Source organism: Pantoea sp. X-Soil-TKNS-1279 (assembly GCF_059730565.1).
On record NZ_AP035949.1, the window covers coordinates 588,477 to 612,011 of the forward strand.

Consider the following 23,535-nt stretch of genomic DNA (forward strand, 5'->3'; position numbering starts at 1 on the left):
CTTTTGTCGGATATATGTCCAGGTTATTTGCAAACAGGCGGCCCAGTAAAGGCAAATACCCAATCACCTCACTCCCTGCCGATTCACGCCAGGCGTTTTGCACTACACTGTAACCCCAACTGTGCTGCTGAAAGGAGTTTTCATGAAGTTATGGCCTGTTGTGGCAGGTGTTGCCATTGCATTGAGTCTGGTTGCCTGCCAATCCCCAACGCCGCCAAAAGGTGTCGAGCCGATCACTGGCTTCGATGCCAATCGCTATCTTGGCAAATGGTACGAAGTTGCCCGTCTGGAAAATCGCTTCGAACGAGGGCTGGATCATGTCACGGCGACCTACAGTAAACGTAGCGATGGCGGAATTCGCGTCCTCAACCGGGGCTACGATCCGCAGCAACAAAAATGGCGCGAAAGTGAAGGCAAAGCGTACTTTATCGGGGCCCCAACCACTGCTGCGCTTAAGGTTTCGTTTTTCGGCCCTTTCTATGGCGGCTATAACGTCATCAAACTGGATGAAAATTATCAGTACGCGCTGGTCAGCGGTCCTGACCGAGGTTATCTGTGGATCCTGTCCCGAACGCCTGACATCCCGCAAGCCATCAAGCAGGATTACGTTAACACCGCGCGTAAACTCGGCTTCCGCGTGGATCAACTCAGATGGGAAAGCGATCGCGGCGTCACCCCCTGACCCCCTCTTCTTCAATACGTCCTCTTGACAAGCGTCGCAACATTTTAGCATTATCTAAATTTAGAAAATTCTAAATTGTTGCGATATGACCGAGCTGAACCTTCTACAGACACAGGCAGATAAAGCTGCTGCTCTGCTTAAGACATTGAGCCATACCCAGCGCTTAATGATTTTATGTGTATTGATTGATAAACCCGGAACCGAAGCCGGAGAGCTGACCAGGATCAGCGGTTTGAGTGCCTCCGCAACCTCTCAGCATCTGGCGAGAATGAAATCGGAAGGATTGATAGAAGGGATACGCGAGGCCAGATTTATTCGCTACCACATTAAGAACGAAGCGATATTCGCCGTGGTGCAAACGCTTAAAAATATTTACTGTCCCGGAGAATAATATGCCTGCTACTTTTGCGACACCCGCTGAGATAAATGCACTTTCTGATCATGCCATGCTGTTTGATATCAGAGGGCAAGACGAATGGCGTCGGGAACATATTTCCGGTGCCCGTTCTCTGCCAGTTGAAGACATCACGCCTGGTTGTTTAGGTAAGGAGGAGTTGAGCCAGATTGATACGGTTATTTTTCATTGTCAGAGTGGCATGCGAACCGAACAATACCAGGCACAATTGATCGCAGCGGTACATCCGGCAAAGGTTCTGATTATGCAGGGCGGCTTGAACGCCTGGAAATCAGCCGGTTATCCGGTGATAACTGACCGCCGTCAGCCGCTACCGCTGATGCGGCAGGTACAAATATCAGCCGGGGTACTGGCGCTGGGAGGCACGCTAGCCGGAGCGGCGCTGGCACCGGAATTTTATATCATCCCTGGTTTTGTCGGGGCTGGCCTGCTGTTTGCCGGAGTGACGGGCTGGTGCGGGATGGCAAAGTTGCTGGCAGTCATGCCCTGGAACAAACAGCAAAGCTAATCTCGTCATCCAACCCGGTAGTCAGGATCAGACCTTCAGCAACTTCACCGTGCTGTCTATGTCGATCTCCTCTTCCGAGAAAATTAACGTTGTGCCCTGGAAAGTAGTGATCGCCAGTTTCTTCAGTGAGCGCATGGCACCTGGTTGAGCGGCTGATTTGGGCCTGATGCTGCTCATCAGTACCCCAACAGACAGCACCGCATTGTCTTTATCGATTCGAGTTTCGACCGGCACTTCTTCGCTGTAAACAAGGAAAGACTTAATCGAGGTCAGCTTGATGCGCTCCCCGGCGATAAAGATGTATTTACTTTCAGGCGCAACTTTCACCGCATACGCTGATAGCCCCTTATTGTTGGTCGTGGGCTCGAAAGTGACCGCGGCATCTTTCTTAATCAGTTCAGGGTTGGCGACCTTAATGACATGAAAATAACGGTTATCACCGTTTTCATCTTTGATAAATCCAAAACCTTTATCCTGAAACCAGGTTGTGATCGTACCGTTCATCGCCATTACCGCCTATTTAATCGTTTATCTACTCAGTTTTGCAGCGCGCAGTGTAAAACACAATGCCGATGTACACTACGTCTTTGCAGCTACGCAGGCTTTTTATCATGGTGCTGACGCAGTGATTTTGTAACTTTTGCATGCCGGTGCACACAAAAAGCCCAATGACACGCAAACTTCTTTGCCCTGCAACGGCCACAGGCCATTAACGCCCAGGAAAATCATGACCACCGTCGACATGGCAAACATCCAAAATGCCGTGCCACAGATCAATTTATTGACCATGCCCCCTTAGCCAGCACCGATTTTCTGCTGCCCGGCGATTCAGTTCGGAACTTCCGCCTTATTCTGGAATACATAAATTATGCTGCAAAAAACGATAACGAGATATCAAAAGTGGGAATGTTCTTATCAAACAATAAGATATACTTTAACATTAGACTATTATCCCAACCTTACTCAAATCCTGAAGCTTACAAAGGTTGTCGATATGCTGAAATCCTTCACGAACTTTTCATCTGCAAGCAGCCGGAAATTGATCAGGCAACCATTAATAATCATGATCCTCCGAATGTTTTTTGGATTCATAATAACGTTGGGAATGATATTTTTTATCGCCAGTGATTTAAATTCCATATCAGATATGGAGGATAGCGTTCTGATAAGGAAACTTATCCAGAATCAGCAAGACGACATCAGTTCTCATTTGACTGACAATGCGTTTTCGCGATGTTGCTGAGACAAGTACCGACTGGATTTGGGAAGCTGACAACAATCTGGCATTCAACTGGATATCGTCAAGGTTTTCTGCCATCACGGGCTACAGCAGCGATATATGGATTCACCGTACCTGCGACAACCCCCTTGCTGTGATTATGGTTGATTTAGATAAATTTAAACCGGTAAATGATATTTATGGTCAGGCTATGGGTGATGCGGTTCTGCATGAGGTTTCTTTGCGTTTTCGCGACTGTGTTGATGATGTTGGTTTTACCGCTCGTCTTGGCGGTGATGAGTTTGTCATTATCGTTCCCGCAATGGACACGGAGGAAATAAGTAACCTGTGTGATAAAATCATCGGGAAAATAAACACTCCCTTTCACATCAATGGCACTGAAATTTCTATTGGGGTCAGCATGGGCATCGCTACCACCCCCAAAGATGCTGACAATATTACGGATATATTAAGATATTCAGACTTTGCCCTTTATAAAGCAAAAAAATAACGAGGACCCTTGATAAAACGGATTTTGCAAGCCATCGCCTTGAGATTGAAATTACTGATAATACCTTGAAAATTGTCGAAAATCTGATAAGTCTGGGCAAAGCCTATTCTCTGGTGATCACCGCCGCAGGTGTCGAGACATTACAACAAAAAGAGCAATTGCAGAAATTCAATTGTGATGCTTTACAAGGCTATCTGATCGGGCAGCCAATCCAGATTACACAATTAACTGAAACCTATCAGGAACATGTTCTTGCATAAGCCCTAAAGTCTTCTTCAGCGTTGCCGATAACCCGACAAGCTTTAATAGGTTCCCTTTTTGTTTGTACTAAACAGGAGAGCAAAATGGATGTATCGCAAGTGACTTCACTGGCTTCCGGCCTTGATAACCTGGATCTGAAAAGTCAGGTGAATACCCTGGTATTGAAAAAGGCACTGGATAACCAGGAGTCTGCGGCCAGCAGTATCCTCGCCTCAATCCCGCAGTTGCCTGCTAATCCGGCTATTGGGCGCAATATTAATACCACCGCTTGAGTCGTAATCTGAGTAACAGCGCGATAAATCGCGCTGCTTCATCCCGACTTTACATCCCGATTAACCCCCGCTAGTATGGCCGACTCCCAGCGCCACTCTGTCGCTGCGTAAGCGTTAACGTTAACCAACGCACCATGTGCAGGATTGCTCTGCTTTTTTTCTATGGTGCGAAAAGATGACCCATACCGTTGTTAGCGTAAATCCTGTCCTGCGTCGTTCCGGCTTTTTCCTGTTTTTGCTGCTGTTGACCGCGGCCAATTTGCGCACACCGATCACCGCCACCGGTCCGGTGCTGGAAAACATTCGCCAGACGTTCGGGTTGAGTGCCAGCGCGGCTGGCGTGCTGAATTTCTTACCGCTGCTGATGTTCGCCACTCTAGCGCCACCTGCCGCCTGGCTGGGCAACCGCTTCGGACTTGAACGCAGTCTGTGGAGCGCATTGCTGCTTATCACCCTCGGCTCGTTGCTGCGCATCACCGGCAGCGAAAATGCGTTATGGTCGGGGACATTGCTGCTTAGCGCCGGTATCGCCGCCGCTAACGTCTTATTGCCACCCCTGATTAAGCGCGATTTCACTGCGCATACCGCGCGTTACATCGGGTTGTATGCCACCACTATGGCGATCACCGCCAGCATCGCATCCGGCGTGGCGGTGCCGCTGGCGCAGCTCACTGACGCGGGCTGGCCTCTGTCGTTAGGTATCTGGCTGGTGCCCGGCGTGGTTGCGTTGCTGGCCTGGTTGCCGCAACTCAAACACGCCGCCGGGCATGCGCAGCCAGCCGTCTCGCAGCCGTTGCAACGTTCGCCGTGGCGTTCAGCCATTGGCTGGCAGGTATCTTTATTTATGGCCTGCCAGTCGTTGGTGTTTTATACCCTGATTGGTTGGTTTACCCCCTTTGCTCAGGATGAGGGGATCAGCCAACTGGCGGCGGGCTGGTTGCTGTTCGTCTATCAAATTGTGGCGATTGTCGCCAACCTGGTCTGCATGAACGCTCTGAAACGATTACGCGATCAACGCGCCATCGGTTTTTTGGCATCGCTGGCAATTTTTACTGGCGTGACGGGATTGCTGCTGGCCCCCACATGGGCCTTGATATGGTTGCTGTTGGCGGGGTTGGGAGCCGGAGCATCGATGGTGACTTGTCTGGCGCTGTTTAATTTACGCACTCAGGATCATCGTCAGGCTTCAAAGCTCTCGGGGATGGCGCAGTGTGTCGGCTATGGCGTCGCCGCACTGGGACCACTGTGTTTCGGGATGCTGCATGATGCCAGCGGCAACTGGATGCTACCGCTGGCATTGCTGCTGGTGATCTCTGCCCTACAAATGGTGGTGGCGACTCTGGCAGGCCGCGACCGTCATATTTGATCACACCAGCGTTGCCGCTTCCTGACGTTCCAGCTCGCGTACCCGCGGGATAATCTCGCGGCCAAAGAATGCCACCTCTTCATGGAAATGCAGGAACGCCAGCAGCAGCAAATCCACCCCGGCACGCTTGAGCGCGATAATGCGTTCCGCAATCTGCTGCGGCGTGCCAATCAGGTTGGTTTTAAACCCGTCGTTGTACTGCACCAAATCTTCAAACGAGGATTTCGCCCAGTTCCCTTCCCCTTCCGGCGAAGCGCTGCCTGCATTTTTCACTTCATGCTGGAAGCCTTTCACTGCATCCGGGTTGGCTTTGGCGATGATTTCCTGCAACACCGCCTGCGCTTCCTGTACGGTTTCTCTGGCGATGACAAAACCATTCAGGCCGATTTTTACCCTGTGCTGACTGGCGCGCGCCTTCGCCTGGATATCTTCCACTTGCTGGCGCACCCCTTCCGGCGTATTACCGTTGGTGAAATACCAGTCGGACACCCGCGCCGCCATATCACGCGCGGCACGCGAACTGCCACCCTGGAAAATTTCCGGCTGTGGTGACAGCGGTTTCGGTTTCAGCGCGTAGTCACGGAAACGATAGAAATCCCCGGCAAAGGTGAAGCTTTCCTCTCCCCAAATACCGCGCAGGCAGCGAATAAACTCTTCCGAACGCAGGTAACGTTCTTCGTGGTCGAGCCAGGGTTCACCAATGGCTTTAAATTCGCCACGGAACCAACCGCTCACAATATTCACCGCAATACGCGGCCCGTAAAGATGGCTGATAGTGGCGATTTGTTTGGCGGCCAGCACCGGATTCCACGGCCCAGGCAGCAACGCGGCGATGACCTTTAACCGTGAGGTGTGGCTGAGCAGGTCCTGGGAAAACGTCACCGATTCGTGCTGATTGTCTGCGCCGTATCCAGCGGTAAAGCGGATTTGCGTCAGCGCATAATCAAAACCGGCATTTTCCGCGATTTTCGCCAGCTGACGGTTGTAATCCGCGTCCCAGCGCGTGCGTTGTTCAATCTGGCTGATCACCAGGCCACCAGAGACATTTGGCACCCAATAGGCAAATTGCAGGGGTTTACTGGCAGGTTGTGGTACAGACATAGCGAATCCTCATGCGATGTGTGGCTTATATCGAAAATCAAAAGATTAATTACCACTTAAATCTTTTGGATATATATCGCTATGCAGTGGCTATGCCAGTTTTGTTGTACGGATAACGCAATGATTTATCGATATTTATGACAACGACCTGGAAATAACGCTGTGGTATTTGCAACAACCGCTGTTGACTGGCTGTTGCAATAACAACCCTGCTGTAACGGCACGAGTTATCGCGCCGTCAGGCGTCACTGGCTGATCGTTTGCTGAAGGGCGGCAATCGACGAGGTCACCCCCGCCTCAACCGACATGGTGAGATCCTCCATCTCCAGCGACACCCAGTCGTTGTATCCCATCATGCGCACCACTGAGAAGAATTCCTTCCACCATTGCAGATCCTGGCCGCAGCCCACCGCGACATAGTTCCAGGCACGGTTAGCGACATCCTCCACCGGTTTGGTTTCCAGCAAGCCGTTGATATTCACCAACCCGCGCTCCAGCCGTACATCCTTCCCGTGCACATGGTGGATCGCCGGGCCCAGCGCCCGCGCCGCGGCAATCGGGTCCGCCCCCATCCATAGCAGATGGCTCGGGTCGAGATTCAGCCCCACCATTGGCCCCACCGCATCACGCAGACGGAACAGCGTTTCCGGGTTCCACACCAGCATCGAACTGAAATTCTCCAGCGCGAAACGTTCCACGCCGTGGTTTTTGGCACGTTCCACCAATCCCAGCCAGTAAGGAATGGCCACTTCGTTCCACTGATAATCGAGACAATTCTTCAGTGTGGGCGGCCAACTGACGGTATAAGTAATCCAGTTGGGGATGGTGTCATGCGGGCTGGCAGGCGGCAGTCCACTCATCATCACAATTTTCTTCACCCCCAGCTCACCGGCCAGGGCCAGGGCCTGTTCGGTATCACGTTTATGGCGCTGGCCCAGTTCGCCCACGTCGAGCGGATTGCCGGAGACATTCAGCGCGGCGATCGACATACCGCGACTCTCCAGCGCCCGCAACAGTTGCTGACGCTGGCTGGCGCTGGCGAGCAATTCCTCGGTACGCAGATGCGGGGCGGATGACCAGCCACCGGTGGTCATCTCCACACCACAAACGCCAAGTTCGAGTAATTTATCCAGCATCGCTTCAAATGGCAGATGCCCGAGGCTGTCAGTACAAAATGAGAGTCTCATGACGTTTCCTTATTGGTAATTAACCCAGCTCGCGCCGTTATCCGCCGAGCGCACGCAGTTTTCAATCCAGCGCACCCCTTCCAGCCCGGCGTTAATGTCGGGATAGATCAGGTTCGCCAGCGTCTGCTGATCGCCACGCTGCGCAGCGCTGATGGCAATGGCAAATTTGAGGTAGATATTGGCCCAGGACTCTGCCAGCCCTTCGGTATGCAACGCCCCGAGACGCTCCTCAGCCAGCGCGCTGTCATCGAGATACGGCATACCGTGATGCATCACCTGATTAGGCTGCCCCTGCACTTCATATTTCAACTCGCCGGGGTTGTAATCGCTCCATTCCAGACTGGCGCGTGAACCGATCACCCGGATACGTTGACTGTCCATGGAACCGGCGTTGATCGAGGAGGCCCACATCCGTCCGACGGCACCGTTGTCGTAGTGCATCAACACCATCGCGTTATCTTCCAGCGGCGCGCGCGACGGGATAAAACTCTGGCGGTCGCATAACAACGATGTGATCTGCAAATGCGGCAGCACCAGTTGTGAGATGTAGAAGGTATGGGTGGAGATATCCCCCAGCACGAAGGAGGGACCGGCAATTTTGGGATCAACGCGCCACTTCTGCGCATCGTTAAACTTGTCGGCACTGTCGTTTGCACTAAAGCCGTGGGTATATTGCAGCTCAACCATGCGTACCTCGCCGATCTCGCCTTTGGCGATCATCGCACGCATCTGCATCAACAGCGGATGCCCGGAGAAGCCATAGGTGACACCAACGATCAGCCCTTTGGCCTCTGCCAACGCTTTAATTTCCTGTGCTTCGGCGGTGGTAAAAAACAGCGGTTTTTCACAGATCACATGAATACCGGCATTCAGTGCCGCTTTGGTAATCTCATAATGGGTGCCATTCGGCGTGGCGATGGTGACCACCTCCACCCCATCCTCCCGTTTCGCCTCTTCTGCCAGCAGTTGCTGATAATTGTCGTAACAACGTTCGGCTGCCAGCCCGAGATTGACGCCGAAATCGCGCCCCCGTTCGGCATCGATATCAAAGGCACTGGCGACCAGTTGATACGCGGTGTTATCGCGCAGTGCGCCGGAGCGATGTTTATAGCCAACCTGACTTAAACGACCGCCACCGATCATTGCCCAGCGTAACGGGCGGGGGATTTTCTTTTCACCATTGAGCATAGTCACTCCTTAATTATTTTGCACCCGGGTGCAAATGAGGTCAGAGACAAGGGTTTATTTCTGGTTTTTCTGTTCAAACTGCTGATAATTCGCCTGCGTCACCGTAGCGTAAGGGATCCAGTTATAGGCGGCGGTTTTCTGCTTATCCAGCATCGCTTTCGTGACCTGCACCGCCCCGGTCGCCTGCCCTTTTGCATCCTGGAAGATGGTTACCGCCATGTCGCCGTTTTTGATAAATTGCAGTCCGTCGGGTGTGCCATCAATCCCCGCCACCAGCACATTGCTTTTCTTCGCCTGCTTCAGCGCCATGATGGCACCAATCGCCATTTCATCATTGTTGGCGGCGATGGCGTCAATCGGCGTGCCGTTCAGCAACCAACTGGAAACCACATCTACCGCCTCATTGCGCTGCCATTTGGCAGTCTGTTTCTCCACCACCTTCATATCTTTGTGTGCGGCAATCACTTCTTCCGTTGCCCGGGTGCGTTCGCGCGCCTCTTCATTTGACAGCGCCCCCATAATGATGGCGACATTGCCTTTGTAATTCATACGCTTCGCCAGCGCTTCCATCTCCATTTTGCCACTCAACGCGGAGTCGGATCCGACATACGCCATCTGCCCGTCCAGTTTTACCTCGGGTTTGCGATTGACAAAGATCAGCGGAATCTTGGCGCGTTTGGCCGCCTCCATCATCGGGCGTACTCCCTGGGTATCGACCGGATTAAGGATTATTGCGTCAACGCCCTGGTTGATAAAATCGTCTACCTGCTGCACCTGGAGCGCCACATCCCCTTTGGCATCAGAAAACTGGCCTTTCATGCCGGAAGCATCCAGCTCATGCACCATCTGCGTACGCAGTATCGAAACAAAATTGAGATCGAAATTGGCGAGCGCAACGCCCACTTGCCAGGTTTTTGCCTGCGCAGTGCCAATGGACAGCACACTCAATACCAGCACCAGGGTTTTCAAAGTCTTCATGGTCGTTTCCTGTAGGGTCATGTTGTGATGATCCGACCGGAAGAGAGACACTGCTGATTTTTACTTTTGCACCCGGGTGCAATATAAGTAAAAAAAAGAGACGATCAGTCAAATCTTCGGGCGAGTTACTGACGAAAATGTCAGCCATGCAGCCATTTTAGTCAATCCGGCAAAACGAAAATCAGCGGAGGTGATCACAAAATGTTGATGAAATGCACCCGATTGCAAAAATCGTTGCAATCGGGTGCAAAGATCAAACATAATCGCAACATCATAAAAACAGGGTTATTTCGCATAAGGTTTCAACGCACTTACGCTTTGGGTGTTTATTTTCGATTGGGATTCACGTTCAATGCAGGGGTCTTTCGCCAACTCCGATATGCAGGTGCTATGAGCAAACCCATCGCAAAATCTCACAAAGCCACCGCCAGTGATGTCGCACGTCACGCTGGTGTGTCGAAATGGACGGTCTCGCGTGCCTTTACGCCCGGTGCATCCATCTCCGACAAAGCGCGCGAACGCGTGCTGGCTGTCGCCACCGAGCTGGGCTATCGCCCCAATCTGCTGGCGCGCAGTCTGTCGCAGAAGAAAACGCACATTATTGGCGTCGTGATCGATGAGATGAGAAACCCGCACTCGTTACTGTTGATCGACACAGTGACCAACCAGTTACAAAAGCGCGGTTACATGGCGTTGTTGCTCAACATCACCAATAGCGAGAACCATAAATCGGTGATGCTGTTGGCCGATCAATTGCAGGTTGATGGCTTATTGTTTCTGGGCACGGTATTGACCGAGGAACTGGTGGATATAGCACAGGACCTGCACCACATCCCGCTGGTGCAGCTGTGCCGCAACAACGATGTACCGGGCATTGATGTGGTGAAAATCGATGATCACCACGCCGGTAAGCAGCTTGGTGAGTTGCTATTGGCTCAGGGATATACACGTTTTGGCTACATGCGCGGCCCGGCAACCAACAGCAATCATTTGCAACGGCTGGAGGGTTTACAGCAGGCGCTTACCGAAGCCGGGCTGACACTGGAAGAGATGCTGACCGCCGGTTGTTATGCGCAGGAACGCAGCTACGCGGTTCTGACGGAGTATCTCAACGCACATGCGCCTGCCGATCGCATCGATGCGCTGTTTTGCGAAAACGATGCGCTGGCGCTGGGTGCACTCGAAGCCTTGCGCGAAGGCGCGGGTAACAAACATATGGCGGTGGTGGGTTTCGACGGAATTGACGAAGCCGCCCTGCCCGGCTGGCAACTGACCACCTGGAGCCAGCGGATTGACCTGTTAATTGAAGAAGCCCTTAACCGGCTGATTGATGAACATGCCACACCGGGTGGTGCCTGGTCTCAGGGAGAATTGCGTGTACGACGCTCTCACCTGAAGCCGTAAGCGAAAGGAGGAGAGATGAAGTTGTCGTTACATGGCGTTTCTGTCTGGTACAGCAATGCCGTCACCCAGTTACGTATCGCGCAGGAAACCGGTTTTAGCGGTCTGGAGATTCTGCCGGAGCATCTGTATCGCTATCTCGACAATGGCGGCAGTTACGCCGCATTTCGTCAGCTGATGGCGCAACATCACATCGACGTTACCTGCATCAACGCGCTAAAACGCATCGGTCGCCACCAACCTGAAGCACGCGCTGAATTGCTGCGCGAAGCGGAACAGATTTGTCAGGCGGCGGTGGAGCTGCGCTGCCCGGTGGTGCAAATTATGGCACTGACCGAGCTGGATCAGCTGCCTGCTGCCGAGCGTGATGCCATTCTGCTCGACAACATCTCCGCCATTGCCGATATCGGCAAAGCCCACGGCATCAAATTCCAAATCGAGGTGGTGGCCTTCACCGCGTTTAATTCCCTGCAACAGGCACTGGACCTTATCGCCCGCAGCGGTAAAGACAACCTCGGTGTAGTGGTCGATTTCTGGCATCTGCACGCCGGAGGTGGAACCACTCCTGACGAGGTGGCGCAGATGGATAAAAACCTGATCTACGGCGTCCACTTTTGTGATGGTCGTGCGGCTCATCCAGACGAAGCCTGGGATGAATGGGTGCAACGAAACTATGCGCCGGGTGAAGGCGATGTTGATATTGCTGCCTGGGTCGCGGCGGTCAAAGCCACCGGTTACGACGGCGTATGGTCACCAGAATTATTAAGCCCGCGTCATTGGGAACACGACTTGTGGGATATTTCCCGCAGTTGTTTAGACAGCATGAGAAAATATATTAATTAATATAAATGGCGACCCACATGATGAATCGCCCGCCTCATATTTAAATACTCTCTGCAAAAATTGTAGCGGCGCGATTTATCGCGCACCTCGCACCGTGCGATAAATTTCGCCGCTACAGAATAAATATAAACACCACGCCTCTACGCGAATTATCGCGCGGCGTAATTACGTCTGAAAGTTTTGAACGTCGTGCTCTGTAAAATTTATCTGCCGTATCCGTCATCAGACGGAATGATGAAAGGAAAGTTGTATGAACCGAAGAGAAGCGCTTTTTTCGCTCAGTTCGATTGTGGCGTCACTGGCCGTTGCACCGCAACTGCGCGCGAAGGAACTGCATAATGTCCCGCTAAGCACCCAAATGAGTCCCGACCACCTGCCGCAACCCGCCTGGCAGCAGGGCTATCAGGTCTTAATCAGCCCGCTCGATCGCCAGAATCTGGCGGCGATTTTTGACCGCTTGATCCCTGCCGACAACCTGGGCCCTGCGGCCAGTGAGGCCGGTGCTATCGAATTTCTCGATAACCAACTGGCCGGAGATTATGGCACGGGGGCGGCACTTTATTTAGCAGCACCTTTGCACCCGGAAAATGAAGAGAAAATCATGGGTAGTCCGCAATTTCTTGCCACACCTAAAGAACGTTATTTAACCGGACTGACCGCATTAGAGAATTGGGCGCAAAAAAATCACCAGGCATCATTTCATACTTTAACCGCGCCGCAAATCGACGAATTCCTGACAAACATGGAAGACGGAAAGATTGATTTAGGCCGTGAAGTGAACAGCCAGGCATTTTTTGAATTAATGCTACAAAACGCGCGCGAAAGCTATTTGGCGGATCCAATTTACGGCGGAAATAAAAATATGGCGGGTTGGAAAATGATTGGCTTCCCCGGCGCCCGTTATGACTACCGTCCTTATATTACGCGCCGCAATGAAAATCTGGCACTTATTCCTGTCAGTCTGATTCCCAACGATTAATACGCCGGAGCTGAGTTAATGTCACAAATCAGAAATAAGGCTGACGTGGTTATCGTCGGTCTGGGTTGGGCCGGTTCGGTGATGGCTGAAGAACTGACCCGCGCCGGATTACATGTCGTCGCGATTGAGCGTGGTGCCTGGCGTGATACCTCAACCGATTTTCCGGTGTCAATTGATGCCGATGAACTGCGCTTCCACACCCGGCGTAAAATCCTGCAACCAATGAGCGTGGAAACCACCACCTTCCGCAATCGCCACGATCAACTGGCAGCACCGGTACGTAACTGGTCAGCCTTCCAGTATGGCTGGAACGTCGGCGGTGCCGGTACACACTGGGCTGGGATGTCGTGGCGCTTTACCCCGTGGGATTTTGAAGTCGCCACCCGTACGCGTGAGCGCTACGGTGCAGGAAAAATGCAGGGATTGCAGTTGCAGGACTGGGGCGTCACCTATGATGAAATGGCCCCTTTCTACGATCGCTTCGAACGTATCGCGGGCACCTCCGGCTATGCTGGCAATCTCAACGGCGAACGCCGCAAAGGCGGCAACGTGTTCGAAGGTGCGCGCACCCGCGACTATCCCACTCCGCCGTTGCAAGATACCCACTGGATGAGCAAATTCCGCCAGACCACGGAAAACATGGGGTATAACCCGTTTACCGTTCCGGCAGGCAATCTGTCACAGGCTTATGTCAATCCGCTCGGTGTCAGCATGGGCCCCTGCACCTACTGCGGCTTCTGTGACTTTCACGGCTGCGGCAACTTCTCTAAATCTTCGCCGCAGGCCTGCATTCTCCCTGTGTTGATGCGCCGTCCCAACTTTACGTTGTTGACGGAGACAGAAGTGCTGCACGCGGTCAAACACGACGACGGTAAGACGGTGAAGGGGGTGAAATTTATCACCAAAGAAGGGGTGGAAGGTTTCCAGCCCGCCGATATCGTCTGTATTACCGCCTATCAGATGGATAATGTCCGTCTGATGCTGCTGTCACAAGTTGGCGAGCAATACGATCCGCGCACCGGACGCGGCACCATTGGTCGTAACTACAACTATCAAACCTGCTCCAGCGTCACCGGCTTCTTTGATAACGAATATATGAATCCGTTTATCGGCGGTGGCGCGCTGGCGGTGCAAATCGACGATTTCAACGGCGACAACTTTGACCATAGTGACCTCGATTTTATCGGTGGAGCCGGAATTATGGGCTTCTCCACCAATGGCCGCCCAATTCAGAACATGAATGGCTTACGTCCCGGCACCAAACGCTGGGGCAGCGAATGGAAAGCCGGTTATGCGCGCGATTACCAGACCGCAGGCACCATTTTCTGCCAGGGCACCTCAATGCCGATGCGTGAGGCATACCTTGACCTCGATACCCACTACAAAGATCGCCACGGCCAGCCGCTGCTGCGAATGACCTTTGACTGGAATCAGAACGATGTGCGTATGGCGAAATATGTCACCGATCGCGCCATCAACATCATGCGTGAGATCGGCGGTCAGCATCTGGTGGTGGACAACCAGGCGGAAAAAAGCTGGAACCCGTATATGCAGCACAGTTCCCATACCATTGGCGGTGCGGTGATGGGGGCCGATCCTACCACCTCCGCCCTGAACCCGTATCTGCAAAGCTGGGATGCGCACAACCTGTTTGTCGTCGGTGCGTCAGCATTTCCGAATAACGGTGGCTACAACCCAACGGTCACCGTGGGTGCGCTGGCGGTGCGTGCCGCGCAGGCCATCCACCAGACCTACGTCAAAAATCCGGCACCGCTGGTGGGAGCGTAATCATGGCTAAGGCGAAAAAGATTACTTATACCTTCGCAGCGCTGGCGGTGGTGGCAGCGCTTGGCGTGACCGGCAGAATGTGGGTGGTGCTGGATAACGCACGCTCGGACGTAGCTGACAATAAGGTGCAACTGGCGGATTTTCACAGCAATGACGATGCTGCCATCAAACGCGGTGAATACGTGATGCGTCTCGCCGACTGCGCCGCCTGCCACAACGCAGACTTCTCCGGCGGATATAAAATCGATACCCCATTTGGCGCGTTACTGACGTCCAATATCTCCCCGGATCGCGACACCGGGATTGGCAACATGACCGAACGCGATTTCTTCAATGCGGTACGTCAGGGACGCGGTAAACACGGCTTCCTTTACCCGGCCATGCCTTACACCGCCTACACCCAGATGAGCGATCAGGACATGCACGATCTCTGGGCGTATTTCTCCGCGCAGAAACCGGTGAAAAATGCCATCTACGAAAATGCCGGGATGCATTTCCCGTATAACATCCGTCTGGCGATGGCGGGCTGGAACCTGTTGTTCTTTGACAACAGCCCATTTCAACCGCAAAGCGCGCAGAACGATGAGTGGAACCGCGGCAAATATATCGTCGATGGTCCGGCGCACTGTAGCGTCTGCCATACGGCGCGTAATGCTCTTGGCGGTGAAATCAGTAACCAGTATTTGCAGGGCGGCAATCTTGGCAGTTGGTATGCGCCGGATATCTCACCAAATCCCCATGCCGGAATCGGCAAGTGGACGGACGAAGAGATCGCTGATTACCTGAAAACCGGCTCTAACGGCACCAATGTGGCCGCCGGGCCAATGGCCGAAGCGGTTGAACATTCAACGCAATATTTCAACGACCAGGATCTGAAAGCTATCGCAACCTATCTGCGCAGTCTGCCAGCTTCGACAACGCCGCAACCCACCCACTTCGAGATGAATAAAACCCGTCACGAGCTGGCGGCCCTGCGTTATGAAGTTGATTGCTCAGCATGTCACGGTCTGGCGGGTGAAGGGATTCATGGCATGGTACCCGCCTTTGCCGGTAACAGCGCGATGCTGAACGATCCCACCAACATGATCCATGCGTTGTTGGATGGTGCGCGCGCACCGCATACTACAGGCCGCCCGACCGCCGCCGGAATGCCCGCTTTCGCCTGGAAATTAAATGACCAGGAGATGGCGGATGTACTGAATTACGTGCGGAACTCCTGGGGTAACCAGGCGGAGGAAGTGCAGGCCAGCGATGTCGCAACGCTACGTCGAACCACCGGCGCGGGAGACAAATTAAAAACACCGGCCATGAAGTAATCATCAAGTCTGTCAGGCAGGAACCGTAGCGGCGCGATTTATCGCGCCGCTACGGATTTTCATCACAGCAGCTGAGCAATGCCCCACAGCGCTAATGCGTGATCATCTTCTGACGGTAAACCGCTAACGCTTACCGCACCAAACACCGCGCCTTGCGGATTGAGCAGTGGGAAAGAACCACCATGATCGGTGTAATCCGCCTGATTGATAAACGCCTGTTTTTCCATCCGTTCACCTTTCTGCTCATTGAGCATCCCGACGTACAGCGAAGAGTGACCGCTACGCAGCACGGTATTACGTTTACGGCGCATCCACTCGAGATTTTCCGCACAGGAACCTGGCAACGCCGCCAGAAACAACACCTGACCAAACCCATAGACTTCGATGGACACCGGTGCCTGCGCTTCACGCGCACGCTGCTGAATGCGCTGGCCAATCTGCCAGGCGAGGTCAAAATCAAACTGCGGCAGACGATGTTCCGCTTCCTGCTGTAACAGGCTTTCCAGACTGGGCGATGATGACATAGCGACTTCCTCTCCATATGAAATATAATTTCCACATTTTATAACATGGAAAATATTTTTCATAAGTGAAAAGGATCACACGGCTTAACCGGAAGCGCGAGAAATCATTTCGAAGCCCATATCGATAATCGGGGTGGCGACAGCCTCCCCCTGCAAACACGTCAGGAGCTGCTGCGCCGCCAGTCGTCCCATTGCTTGTCGGTCAACTCTCACCGTCGAAATCGCTGGAAAGTTTGCAGCAGCAAAATCGAGATCGCCAAAACCAATCACCGCCAGTTGCTGCGGCACAGCCAAACCACGCGCCTGTGCCTCCATCAACGCCCCCTGTGCCAGGGTATCGGAACTGCACACCATCACATCCACCGTAGGATCGGCATTCAGCAACTCGGCACAGGCCTCACGTCCACGTACCATCAATGCCGGAAGCGCGACCGCCGCATCCGCCAGCGGTGCTATACCCTGCGTCTGAAGCGCCTCCAGTAAGCCTTGCTTACGTTGCAGCGCACGACGGTCATCGGTCCAAATCAACGCCGGGCGTTGATAACCACGCTCCGCAAGATAAGCCGCAACGCGTGCCCCCACCTTTTCATGCGAGAAACCCACCAGCATATCTATCGGCGTCGGCGTCATGTCCCAAATTTCCACCACCGGCACATCAGCCTGAAGTAACACTTTCTTCAGTTGGCTGCTGTGATGGATACCGGTCAGAACGATGCCATCCGGCCTTCGCGACAGCAAAGTGGCGACGGTTTCTGCCTCGGTTTCGGTGCCATAACCGGTGACACACAGCAGCATATGGTAGCCGTTCGCACTCAACGTATCGTTCAGACTCTGGATGGTATCGACAAACATGTTGTTATTAATTTGCGGCACCACCACGGCAATCAGACGACTGCGATTGCTGGCCAGACCGCCTGCCTGCGCATTGGGGATATAACCGGTGGCATTCACCGCCGCCAGCACTTTCTCCACGGTAGCGGGACGTACCTGCTGGGGAGAATTTAACGCACGGCTGACGGTCATCGGCGAAATGCCGGCGACTCGCGCCACATCCTCCAGCGTAGGCGCACTTTTGCGCGCCGGGTTGCGTTGTTTCATGGCAGCTCAGAATCAGAATGGAAGGTGCACAGCATAACGCAAAACGAAACAACCCGGTTAATGTTAGGGCTATCATTAAAATCACAAGAATGATGAAAGTGTGATCTGCAATACATTAATGGTGGGTAACAATGGCGCATAGTCCTCTCAACACAAAAATGTTAGCGCAATCATTTAACGGGAGAATCATATGTCAGGTGTTAATTCCACCGCAGTGAGTTATGCGAAAGCTCAGGGTTCAGGTACTGCTGCCGAGAGCGGCGATCGCATTGTCTGGGTCAATTTGTCGCTGGCCTTCCTGCCGCTGGCAACGCCGGTAAGCGATGCCAAGGTGCTGACCGGGCGCCAAAAACCGCTGACCGAAGTGGCGATCATCGTGGCGGAGATCGCCACCCGTGATGGTTTTGAAGGCATTGGTTTTAGCTACTCCAAACGTGCCGGGGGCCAGGGTATTTATGCCCACGCCTGTGAAATCGCGGATGCCCTGCTCGGGGAAGACCCCAACGATATCGACAAGATCTACACTAAACTGCTGTGGGCCGGTGCCTCGGTAGGCCGTAGTGGCATGGCGGTACAGGCGATTTCTCCGTTCGATATCGCGCTGTGGGATATGAAAGCACGCCGCGCCCGGCTCCCGCTGGCGAAACTACTCGGTGCGCATCGTGATTCGGTGCAGTGCTACAACACCTCTGGTGGCTTCCTGCACACCCCGCTTGATCAGGTGATCAAGAACGTGGCGATCTCACGCGAAAACGGCATTGGCGGCATCAAGATAAAAGTCGGACAGCCCAATACTGCCGAGGATCTGCGTCGCCTGACGGCAGTACGCCAAACTTTAGGCGACGATTTCCCACTGATGGTCGATGCCAATCAGCAGTGGGATCGTGAAACCGCCATCCGCATGGGCCGTAAAATGGAACAATTCAATCTGGTATGGATTGAAGAACCGCTGGACGCTTACGACGTGGAGGGGCACGCTGCTCTGACGGCCGCGCTGGATACCCCGATCGCCACCGGTGAGATGCTCACCAGCTTCCGCGAGCATGAACAATTGATCCTCGGTAACGCCAGCGACTTTGTGCAGCCCGATGCGCCGCGCGTCGGCGGTATCACGCCCTTTTTGAAGATTATGGATCTGGCCGCACGCCACGGACGCAAGCTGGCACCGCATTTTGCCATGGAAATCCATATTCACCTGGCGGCGACCTATCCGATTGAACCCTGGCTGGAACATTTTGAGTGGCTCAATCCGCTGTTTAATGAACAGCTGGAGCTGCGTGACGGGCGGATGTGGATCTCTGACCGCCACGGCCTCGGCTTCAGCCTGAGCGAACAGGCGCGGCGCTGGACCACATTGACGCACAGCGTGGGTAAACGCCCCTGATCGGTCGCCATCCGTAGCGGCGCGATTTATCGCGCCGATACGTGTGACATCACGCCTTATCAGGCATATTCTCGCTGCGTTGCGCTTTCGCCAACGTACGGGCCAGCAGCGAGGAATACAGGGGTTTGCCGCCGAAGAATTGCGCCGCCAGCGTTGCGCCAAGACAGGTGATGATCATCGGTAAAATCAGTTGATAGTTATTGGTCATCTCCAGTACCAGCACAATCCCGGTCAGCGGCGCACGCACCGACGCGGCAAACAACGCTCCCATTCCGGCGACAGCAAAGGTCGCCGCTTCCAGCTGATAGCCAGGAAACCAGTGGGCGCACAGCTGGCCGAAACAGGTGCCTAACAAGGTGCCGAGCGTCAACATCGGCGCGAAAATCCCACCAGGCGCACCGGAGGCAAAGCAGCAGATGGTGATCACCACACGCAGGGCGAACAAGGCAAACAAGCTAAGGGCAGTGAAATGACCGGCGGAGAAATCAGGGATCAAGGTAATACCACCGCTAATCGCCTCCGGCAGCACCAGCCCCAGCACACCGCATATGCCTGCCAGCAGGCTGCCCCAGAGTACCCACGGGGTGGTGCGTCCGTGATGCAAGCGCTGAAACTGATCCTGCGTCCAGAAAATCAGGCGATTAAACGCCACGCCGCAGCCCCCAAACACCACACCAAGCAGCAAATAAAGCCACAGCGTCTGCGTCGGCGCATCCTTTAACTGGCCGATATTGATAATCGCCTCATTGCCGTTAAACAACCGAAACACGATGCTCGACATAATGACACCGACAAACACCGCTTTAATTGAAATCAGGCTGTAGCGAAACTGCGGGCGCATCTCTTCAATGATAAACAGGATACCCGCCAGTGGCGCATTAAACGCCGCTGCGAGTCCTGCCGCCGCACCGGTTGCCAGCAGGGTATGACGCGATTCAGAAGACTTCACCCGGAACATATCCAGACACATGCGGCCAATATTGCCGCCCAACTGCACCGTCGGCCCCTCGCGTCCCAGCACCATGCCGGAACCCAACGCCCCCATGCCGCCGATAAATTTAACTGGCAGCACGCGCCACCAGCGCACCGGCCTTAACTCCTCCAGCGCCCCTTCAATCTCAGGGATGCCGGAGCCTCCTGCCTCAGGCGCAAAACGTCGCACCAGCCAGTAACCTAACGCCCCGAGTAGCGCGGCGGCAAAGAAGGCACACAAGACATTCAACAGCGGATTATCCGCCTGGTCAGCCAGCCAGTTCACCCGCGAAGCAAAAATGAAGTTCACCGCTTTATCAAATGCCACCGCCACCAGCCCGGTCAGCACCCCAACCAGCGCCGCCAACAATAACAACGCCACCGGTGTTTTATCGCGCCGCAATAAACGTTGCAGCAACAAAAAGCGTCCTTCACGCATGATCGGTTGTGCCGAATTTTCTGTAACAGACATACCCATCCTCAGTTTTTTCACGCCGCCGTGTCGGCGATGTCTCCGTAATGCACTGCCAGCCATACGGTTGGCGGTTCTGCTGACGTCCAGTTAACGCGATGACGGCAACCGGGCGGAATAGCAACGAAATCCCCCACCCGCAGGTGGCGCTCCTGTAACTCGCCTTCCAACTGCAATCCGGCTTCACCCTGGACGATCAACACCCACTCGCCCTGTGTCTGGCAATACCAGAAATCCGGCGGGCTGGCCTGACCGGTCGACACGATACGTTCGATAAGCAAATTGGGTGCGGAAAGCAGTTGTTCAAAAGTTTCGGCACTGCCTGCCTGAGCGGCGGCGGGGAATGCCTGCAACAGGTTGGTTAACATGCGGGGATCTCATCATGGCTGCAAATATGCTGCACTGTAACGCAGGCTTAACCCTGATTGCTCACAGTTTTTTGTTGCACCAATTGACGTTCAGCACACAAATCCCGATCATCCCCGCCGAAAATGGCTATGCATGGAGCATCACGGTGTCAGAACTCAGTAACGCATTGCTGGAAGAAATTATTGAAGAAGTTCGGCCACTTACCCGCCAGGGAAAAGTCGCTGACTATATCCCGGCGCTGGCCGGTATCTCGCCCGACCAACTGGGGATGGCGGTTTATGCCGCCGATGGCAGCCATTATCAGGCCGGGGATGCCGATACGCGTTTTTCGATTCAGTCGATCTCGAAAGTGCTGTCGCTGACGGTAGCACTGACGTTATATGACGAACCAGAGATCTGGCAGCGTGTTGGCAAAGAGCCTTCGGGCCAGGCATTTAACTCGTTGGTGCAGCTGGAGCTGGAACAGGGCAAGCCGCGTAACCCGTTTATTAATGCCGGGGCGCTGGTGATGTGTGATCTGCTGGAGAGCCGTCTGACCGCACCGCGCCTGCGTATGCTGGAGATTGTACGGCGTCTGGCACAGCAGAATGACATCAACTATGACCGGGTGGTGGCACGTTCCGAGTATGAACATTCGGCGCGTAATGCGGCGATTGCCTGGCTGATGAAATCCTTCGGCAATTTCCAAAATGATGTCAGCAAAGTGATGGAAACCTATTTCCACTACTGCTCGCTGGCAATGAGTTGCAATGAGCTGGCCCGCACCTTCTTCTATCTTGCCAATCAGGGGCGCAGCCTGGGTGAGGATGTCACGGTGATTTCTCCCCGCCATGCCCGTCAGGTGAACGCCCTGATGATGACCAGCGGAATGTATGACGGTGCCGGTGAATTCGCCTGGCGCGTGGGGATGCCGGCAAAATCAGGTGTGGGCGGCGGCATTGTCGCGGTGATCCCCGGCGTGATGAGTATCGCGGTGTGGTCACCCGCACTGGATAGTTCGGGCAACTCACTGGCGGGAACGGTGATGCTGGAGAAGCTAACGGAGCGTCTGGGGCGATCGATTTTTTAGTCATGCCCAGATACGCGCGATAAATCGCGCAGCTACGGTTTGCTGCGCATTCCGTATCACTCGTCTGTAACGGCGTGATTTATCACGCGGGTTTTAACACATTAACTCACCACATTTCGCGCCGTCCCCTGCCAAAACGCGTCCAGGTTGTTTTCAATGCCGCGCAGCAGGTTAGCGACGCCCTGTTGGCTGGCCCAGGCAATATGCGGGGTCAACAGCAGGTTTGGCACATCCGCTTGCAACAGGGGATGAGAGGCTGCGGGGGGTTCGCTGCTCAACACATCCAGCGCCGCACCGGCAATCACGCCCTGGCGCAGCGCATGGGCCAGATCGGTTTCGTTAATCAACCCACCGCGCGCGGTGTTGATAAGCCAGGCAGACGGCTTCATCTGCGCCAGCGCCGCCAGATTGATAAGTTGTCTGGTTTCAGGCGTCAGCGGGCAGTGCAGCGTCACAACATCGCTCTGCGCCAGCACCTGTTCGAAAGAGGTATAGCCCGGGCGGACTTCCTGACTGCCCTGGCGATCGGCATAAAGCACCTTCATCCCCAGCGCCTGTGCCATCTCCCCCACTGCGCGGCCAATATCGCCTTTACCCACAACGCCAAGCGTTGCGCCACAGATATCCTGAATCGGCTGACGATGGACACAAAAATGCGTTGAGGCCGGCCAGGCGCTGCGCGTGTGGTTGATGTAATCGACCAGATGACGCCGCAGAGCAAACAAAAAGCCGATCACCCCCTCCGCCACGCTACGCGTCGAGTAACCGGGCACATTGCTCACCACCACACCGCGTTCACGACAGCTGGTCAGGTCAATACAATCGTACCCAGTTGCCGCGACACACACGTAACGTAACGCGGGTAACTGGCGGAGCGTGTCTGCACGCAGCGGCACCTTGTTGGTGATCACTATTTCCGCATCATGTAACACATGAACAATCTCCGCCAGTGAGGTGGTGCCACGATAGCGCCAGTCGGTGCACCAATGTGGGCGTTGTGGCGCATGCGGCAAGGTATCGCCGTCGAGGGTAACAATCTTCATCGCGTTATTGTTTCCTTAGTGATCTGCTTAAGTTGCATTAAGGTTAACAAAAGCTGGGTGTTAAGTGATTATTTTCAAAAGGTGCGAATTTTTTCTTAAATGCCGCCAGTTTTTTTAACCCTTCCAGGGTAATCGCGTTACACTTCCGCCCAATTTAATCAGTCACCTCCGTTTTTACCATGACGTTTTCAGCCACATTTCGCCAGCGCCTGACTGCCTGCATCGCCATCGTGGCGGTGTTGCTGCTGTTTGTCGCCCCGGTGGTGTCGAAAACGCTGTTGGAACGAGAAAACCGTGCGCAAAGCATGATGGCTGATATGCCGATGCACCACGCGGTAATGCCGGATATGGCCATGCCTGGCATGGACCATCACCGGATGGACGAAGGTGAGTTCGCCTGCGGCTACTGTGACCTGCTGGTACATGTGCCGCTGATGATGTGGGTATTTATCCCCTTCATCTGGTTGATGCTGGTGATCTCCCGCGCGCCGCCTCTCCCCTGCCTTATCACCCCGGTGATCCGCCGCCCGACGGGCATCCACCGACCACGGGCACCGCCAGCAACATCCTTCTGCTGATACGATTTGAT

The 23,535-nt window shown here is 54.1% G+C and carries 25 protein-coding genes; 15 read left to right on the forward strand and 10 right to left on the reverse strand.

Translation table 11 applies throughout. The annotated features are described in order from the left end of the window. The first annotated feature begins 142 nt into the window (after positions 1–142). From blc to AC6I8N_RS22895, 3 genes are all read left to right on the forward strand, one after another. On the forward strand, positions 143–682 hold the full coding sequence (gene blc, locus AC6I8N_RS22885; RefSeq protein WP_497830880.1) for an outer membrane lipoprotein Blc: 540 nt from the start codon (positions 143–145) through the stop codon (positions 680–682). Between the two features lie 85 nt (positions 683–767). Continuing rightward, positions 768–1,073, forward strand: a complete 306-nt coding sequence (locus AC6I8N_RS22890) for an ArsR/SmtB family transcription factor (RefSeq protein WP_208726135.1) — start codon at positions 768–770, stop codon at positions 1,071–1,073. A 1-nt stretch (position 1,074) separates the two neighbouring features. Further along, positions 1,075–1,605 carry a rhodanese family protein gene (locus AC6I8N_RS22895; protein WP_497830881.1) on the forward strand — a complete coding sequence of 177 codons (531 nt, stop codon included), beginning with the start codon at positions 1,075–1,077 and terminating at the stop codon, positions 1,603–1,605. 27 nt (positions 1,606–1,632) lie between these two features. Here AC6I8N_RS22895 and AC6I8N_RS22900 read toward each other — a convergent pair whose 3' ends face one another. Continuing rightward, positions 1,633–2,115 carry a cold-shock protein gene (locus AC6I8N_RS22900; RefSeq protein ID WP_208726131.1) on the reverse strand — a complete coding sequence of 161 codons (483 nt, stop codon included), beginning with the start codon at positions 2,113–2,115 and terminating at the stop codon, positions 1,633–1,635. 710 nt (positions 2,116–2,825) lie between these two features. Between AC6I8N_RS22900 and AC6I8N_RS22905 the strand changes: the two genes are divergently transcribed. From AC6I8N_RS22905 to AC6I8N_RS22920, 4 genes are all read left to right on the forward strand, one after another. Beyond that, a complete protein-coding gene (locus AC6I8N_RS22905; RefSeq protein WP_497830882.1) occupies positions 2,826–3,335 on the forward strand; it encodes a GGDEF domain-containing protein in 510 nt (169 codons plus the stop codon). 65 nt (positions 3,336–3,400) lie between these two features. After that, positions 3,401–3,595, forward strand: coding sequence for an EAL domain-containing protein (locus tag AC6I8N_RS22910; protein ID WP_497830883.1), 195 nt, complete (start codon positions 3,401–3,403; stop codon positions 3,593–3,595). 84 nt (positions 3,596–3,679) lie between these two features. Beyond that, the gene (locus AC6I8N_RS22915; RefSeq protein ID WP_208726128.1) at positions 3,680–3,868 is read left to right on the forward strand and encodes a YjfB family protein; all 189 of its coding nucleotides are present in this window, start codon (positions 3,680–3,682) and stop codon (positions 3,866–3,868) included. Positions 3,869–4,043: 175 nt separating this feature from the next. After that, complete coding sequence (locus AC6I8N_RS22920; protein ID WP_497830884.1) at positions 4,044–5,234, forward strand: CynX/NimT family MFS transporter; 1,191 nt, start codon at positions 4,044–4,046, stop codon at positions 5,232–5,234. On the opposite strand, the gene sfnG is transcribed toward AC6I8N_RS22920, so the two are convergent. From sfnG to AC6I8N_RS22940, 4 genes are all read right to left on the reverse strand, one after another. Beyond that, positions 5,235–6,335 (reverse strand): dimethylsulfone monooxygenase SfnG, encoded by a 1,101-nt coding sequence (sfnG, locus tag AC6I8N_RS22925; protein ID WP_497830885.1) that lies wholly within the window; start codon positions 6,333–6,335, stop codon positions 5,235–5,237. Between the two features lie 245 nt (positions 6,336–6,580). Beyond that, positions 6,581–7,522 (reverse strand): sugar phosphate isomerase/epimerase family protein, encoded by a 942-nt coding sequence (locus tag AC6I8N_RS22930; RefSeq protein ID WP_497830886.1) that lies wholly within the window; start codon positions 7,520–7,522, stop codon positions 6,581–6,583. Between the two features lie 9 nt (positions 7,523–7,531). Then, positions 7,532–8,710: a Gfo/Idh/MocA family protein gene (locus tag AC6I8N_RS22935; RefSeq protein WP_497830887.1), complete on the reverse strand. Its 1,179-nt coding sequence runs from the start codon at positions 8,708–8,710 to the stop codon at positions 7,532–7,534. A gap of 54 nt (positions 8,711–8,764) precedes the next feature. Further along, positions 8,765–9,688 carry a substrate-binding domain-containing protein gene (locus AC6I8N_RS22940; RefSeq protein ID WP_497830888.1) on the reverse strand — a complete coding sequence of 308 codons (924 nt, stop codon included), beginning with the start codon at positions 9,686–9,688 and terminating at the stop codon, positions 8,765–8,767. Between the two features lie 390 nt (positions 9,689–10,078). On the opposite strand from AC6I8N_RS22940, the gene AC6I8N_RS22945 reads away from it, so the two are divergent. From AC6I8N_RS22945 to AC6I8N_RS22965, 5 genes are all read left to right on the forward strand, one after another. Continuing rightward, entirely contained in the window at positions 10,079–11,092 is a 1,014-nt protein-coding gene (locus tag AC6I8N_RS22945; RefSeq protein ID WP_415173346.1) for a LacI family DNA-binding transcriptional regulator, read from the forward strand. A gap of 15 nt (positions 11,093–11,107) precedes the next feature. Beyond that, positions 11,108–11,932 (forward strand): sugar phosphate isomerase/epimerase family protein, encoded by an 825-nt coding sequence (locus AC6I8N_RS22950; RefSeq protein ID WP_497830889.1) that lies wholly within the window; start codon positions 11,108–11,110, stop codon positions 11,930–11,932. A 250-nt stretch (positions 11,933–12,182) separates the two neighbouring features. Beyond that, positions 12,183–12,911, forward strand: coding sequence for a gluconate 2-dehydrogenase subunit 3 family protein (locus tag AC6I8N_RS22955; RefSeq protein ID WP_208726111.1), 729 nt, complete (start codon positions 12,183–12,185; stop codon positions 12,909–12,911). Positions 12,912–12,929: 18 nt separating this feature from the next. Continuing rightward, on the forward strand, positions 12,930–14,699 hold the full coding sequence (locus AC6I8N_RS22960) for a GMC family oxidoreductase (RefSeq protein WP_415173343.1): 1,770 nt from the start codon (positions 12,930–12,932) through the stop codon (positions 14,697–14,699). A gap of 2 nt (positions 14,700–14,701) precedes the next feature. Then, the gene (locus AC6I8N_RS22965) at positions 14,702–16,015 is read left to right on the forward strand and encodes a cytochrome c (RefSeq protein WP_497830890.1); all 1,314 of its coding nucleotides are present in this window, start codon (positions 14,702–14,704) and stop codon (positions 16,013–16,015) included. Between the two features lie 62 nt (positions 16,016–16,077). Here AC6I8N_RS22965 and AC6I8N_RS22970 read toward each other — a convergent pair whose 3' ends face one another. Together AC6I8N_RS22970 and AC6I8N_RS22975 are read right to left on the reverse strand one after the other, a co-directional pair. Beyond that, positions 16,078–16,539 (reverse strand): heme-degrading domain-containing protein, encoded by a 462-nt coding sequence (locus AC6I8N_RS22970; RefSeq protein ID WP_208725990.1) that lies wholly within the window; start codon positions 16,537–16,539, stop codon positions 16,078–16,080. 84 nt (positions 16,540–16,623) lie between these two features. Continuing rightward, on the reverse strand, positions 16,624–17,637 hold the full coding sequence (locus AC6I8N_RS22975) for a LacI family DNA-binding transcriptional regulator (RefSeq protein ID WP_497830891.1): 1,014 nt from the start codon (positions 17,635–17,637) through the stop codon (positions 16,624–16,626). 190 nt (positions 17,638–17,827) lie between these two features. Between AC6I8N_RS22975 and AC6I8N_RS22980 the strand changes: the two genes are divergently transcribed. Further along, entirely contained in the window at positions 17,828–19,021 is a 1,194-nt protein-coding gene (locus AC6I8N_RS22980) for an L-talarate/galactarate dehydratase (RefSeq protein ID WP_497830892.1), read from the forward strand. 49 nt (positions 19,022–19,070) lie between these two features. On the opposite strand, the gene clcA is transcribed toward AC6I8N_RS22980, so the two are convergent. After that, the gene (gene clcA, locus AC6I8N_RS22985; RefSeq protein ID WP_497830893.1) at positions 19,071–20,465 is read right to left on the reverse strand and encodes a H(+)/Cl(-) exchange transporter ClcA; all 1,395 of its coding nucleotides are present in this window, start codon (positions 20,463–20,465) and stop codon (positions 19,071–19,073) included. 17 nt (positions 20,466–20,482) lie between these two features. Then, positions 20,483–20,833 (reverse strand): cupin domain-containing protein, encoded by a 351-nt coding sequence (locus AC6I8N_RS22990; RefSeq protein WP_497830894.1) that lies wholly within the window; start codon positions 20,831–20,833, stop codon positions 20,483–20,485. 146 nt (positions 20,834–20,979) lie between these two features. Here AC6I8N_RS22990 and glsB point away from each other — a divergent pair, with 146 nt between their 5' ends. Then, positions 20,980–21,903 (forward strand): glutaminase B, encoded by a 924-nt coding sequence (gene glsB / locus AC6I8N_RS22995; RefSeq protein WP_497831147.1) that lies wholly within the window; start codon positions 20,980–20,982, stop codon positions 21,901–21,903. A 101-nt stretch (positions 21,904–22,004) separates the two neighbouring features. On the opposite strand, the gene AC6I8N_RS23000 is transcribed toward glsB, so the two are convergent. Continuing rightward, positions 22,005–22,946, reverse strand: coding sequence for a D-2-hydroxyacid dehydrogenase (locus AC6I8N_RS23000; RefSeq protein WP_497830895.1), 942 nt, complete (start codon positions 22,944–22,946; stop codon positions 22,005–22,007). Positions 22,947–23,125: 179 nt separating this feature from the next. On the opposite strand from AC6I8N_RS23000, the gene AC6I8N_RS23005 reads away from it, so the two are divergent. Beyond that, the gene (locus tag AC6I8N_RS23005) at positions 23,126–23,524 is read left to right on the forward strand and encodes a DUF2946 domain-containing protein (RefSeq protein WP_497830896.1); all 399 of its coding nucleotides are present in this window, start codon (positions 23,126–23,128) and stop codon (positions 23,522–23,524) included. The last annotated feature ends 11 nt before the right edge of the window (positions 23,525–23,535 follow it).

Excerpts from the sequence above, each read along its gene's own strand:
- AC6I8N_RS22960 (WP_415173343.1), top strand. The coding sequence starts at position 12,930 with ATGTCACAAATCAGAAATAAGGCTGACGTGGTTATCGTCGGTCTGGGT.
- AC6I8N_RS22905 (WP_497830882.1), top strand. The coding sequence starts at position 2,826 with ATGCGTTTTCGCGATGTTGCTGAGACAAGTACCGACTGGATTTGGGAA.
- AC6I8N_RS22930 (WP_497830886.1), bottom strand. The coding sequence starts at position 7,522 with ATGAGACTCTCATTTTGTACTGACAGCCTCGGGCATCTGCCATTTGAA.
- AC6I8N_RS22895 (WP_497830881.1), top strand. The coding sequence starts at position 1,075 with ATGCCTGCTACTTTTGCGACACCCGCTGAGATAAATGCACTTTCTGAT.
- AC6I8N_RS22965 (WP_497830890.1), top strand. The coding sequence starts at position 14,702 with ATGGCTAAGGCGAAAAAGATTACTTATACCTTCGCAGCGCTGGCGGTG.
- AC6I8N_RS22950 (WP_497830889.1), top strand. The coding sequence starts at position 11,108 with ATGAAGTTGTCGTTACATGGCGTTTCTGTCTGGTACAGCAATGCCGTC.
- blc (WP_497830880.1), top strand. The coding sequence starts at position 143 with ATGAAGTTATGGCCTGTTGTGGCAGGTGTTGCCATTGCATTGAGTCTG.
- AC6I8N_RS23005 (WP_497830896.1), top strand. The coding sequence starts at position 23,126 with ATGACGTTTTCAGCCACATTTCGCCAGCGCCTGACTGCCTGCATCGCC.
- AC6I8N_RS22900 (WP_208726131.1), bottom strand. The coding sequence starts at position 2,115 with ATGGCGATGAACGGTACGATCACAACCTGGTTTCAGGATAAAGGTTTT.
- AC6I8N_RS22920 (WP_497830884.1), top strand. The coding sequence starts at position 4,044 with ATGACCCATACCGTTGTTAGCGTAAATCCTGTCCTGCGTCGTTCCGGC.
- AC6I8N_RS22915 (WP_208726128.1), top strand. The coding sequence starts at position 3,680 with ATGGATGTATCGCAAGTGACTTCACTGGCTTCCGGCCTTGATAACCTG.
- clcA (WP_497830893.1), bottom strand. The coding sequence starts at position 20,465 with ATGTCTGTTACAGAAAATTCGGCACAACCGATCATGCGTGAAGGACGC.
- AC6I8N_RS22955 (WP_208726111.1), top strand. The coding sequence starts at position 12,183 with ATGAACCGAAGAGAAGCGCTTTTTTCGCTCAGTTCGATTGTGGCGTCA.
- sfnG (WP_497830885.1), bottom strand. The coding sequence starts at position 6,335 with ATGTCTGTACCACAACCTGCCAGTAAACCCCTGCAATTTGCCTATTGG.
- AC6I8N_RS22970 (WP_208725990.1), bottom strand. The coding sequence starts at position 16,539 with ATGTCATCATCGCCCAGTCTGGAAAGCCTGTTACAGCAGGAAGCGGAA.
- AC6I8N_RS22945 (WP_415173346.1), top strand. The coding sequence starts at position 10,079 with ATGAGCAAACCCATCGCAAAATCTCACAAAGCCACCGCCAGTGATGTC.
- AC6I8N_RS22980 (WP_497830892.1), top strand. The coding sequence starts at position 17,828 with ATGTCAGGTGTTAATTCCACCGCAGTGAGTTATGCGAAAGCTCAGGGT.
- AC6I8N_RS22890 (WP_208726135.1), top strand. The coding sequence starts at position 768 with ATGACCGAGCTGAACCTTCTACAGACACAGGCAGATAAAGCTGCTGCT.
- AC6I8N_RS22990 (WP_497830894.1), bottom strand. The coding sequence starts at position 20,833 with ATGTTAACCAACCTGTTGCAGGCATTCCCCGCCGCCGCTCAGGCAGGC.
- AC6I8N_RS23000 (WP_497830895.1), bottom strand. The coding sequence starts at position 22,946 with ATGAAGATTGTTACCCTCGACGGCGATACCTTGCCGCATGCGCCACAA.
- AC6I8N_RS22940 (WP_497830888.1), bottom strand. The coding sequence starts at position 9,688 with ATGAAGACTTTGAAAACCCTGGTGCTGGTATTGAGTGTGCTGTCCATT.
- AC6I8N_RS22975 (WP_497830891.1), bottom strand. The coding sequence starts at position 17,637 with ATGAAACAACGCAACCCGGCGCGCAAAAGTGCGCCTACGCTGGAGGAT.
- AC6I8N_RS22935 (WP_497830887.1), bottom strand. The coding sequence starts at position 8,710 with ATGCTCAATGGTGAAAAGAAAATCCCCCGCCCGTTACGCTGGGCAATG.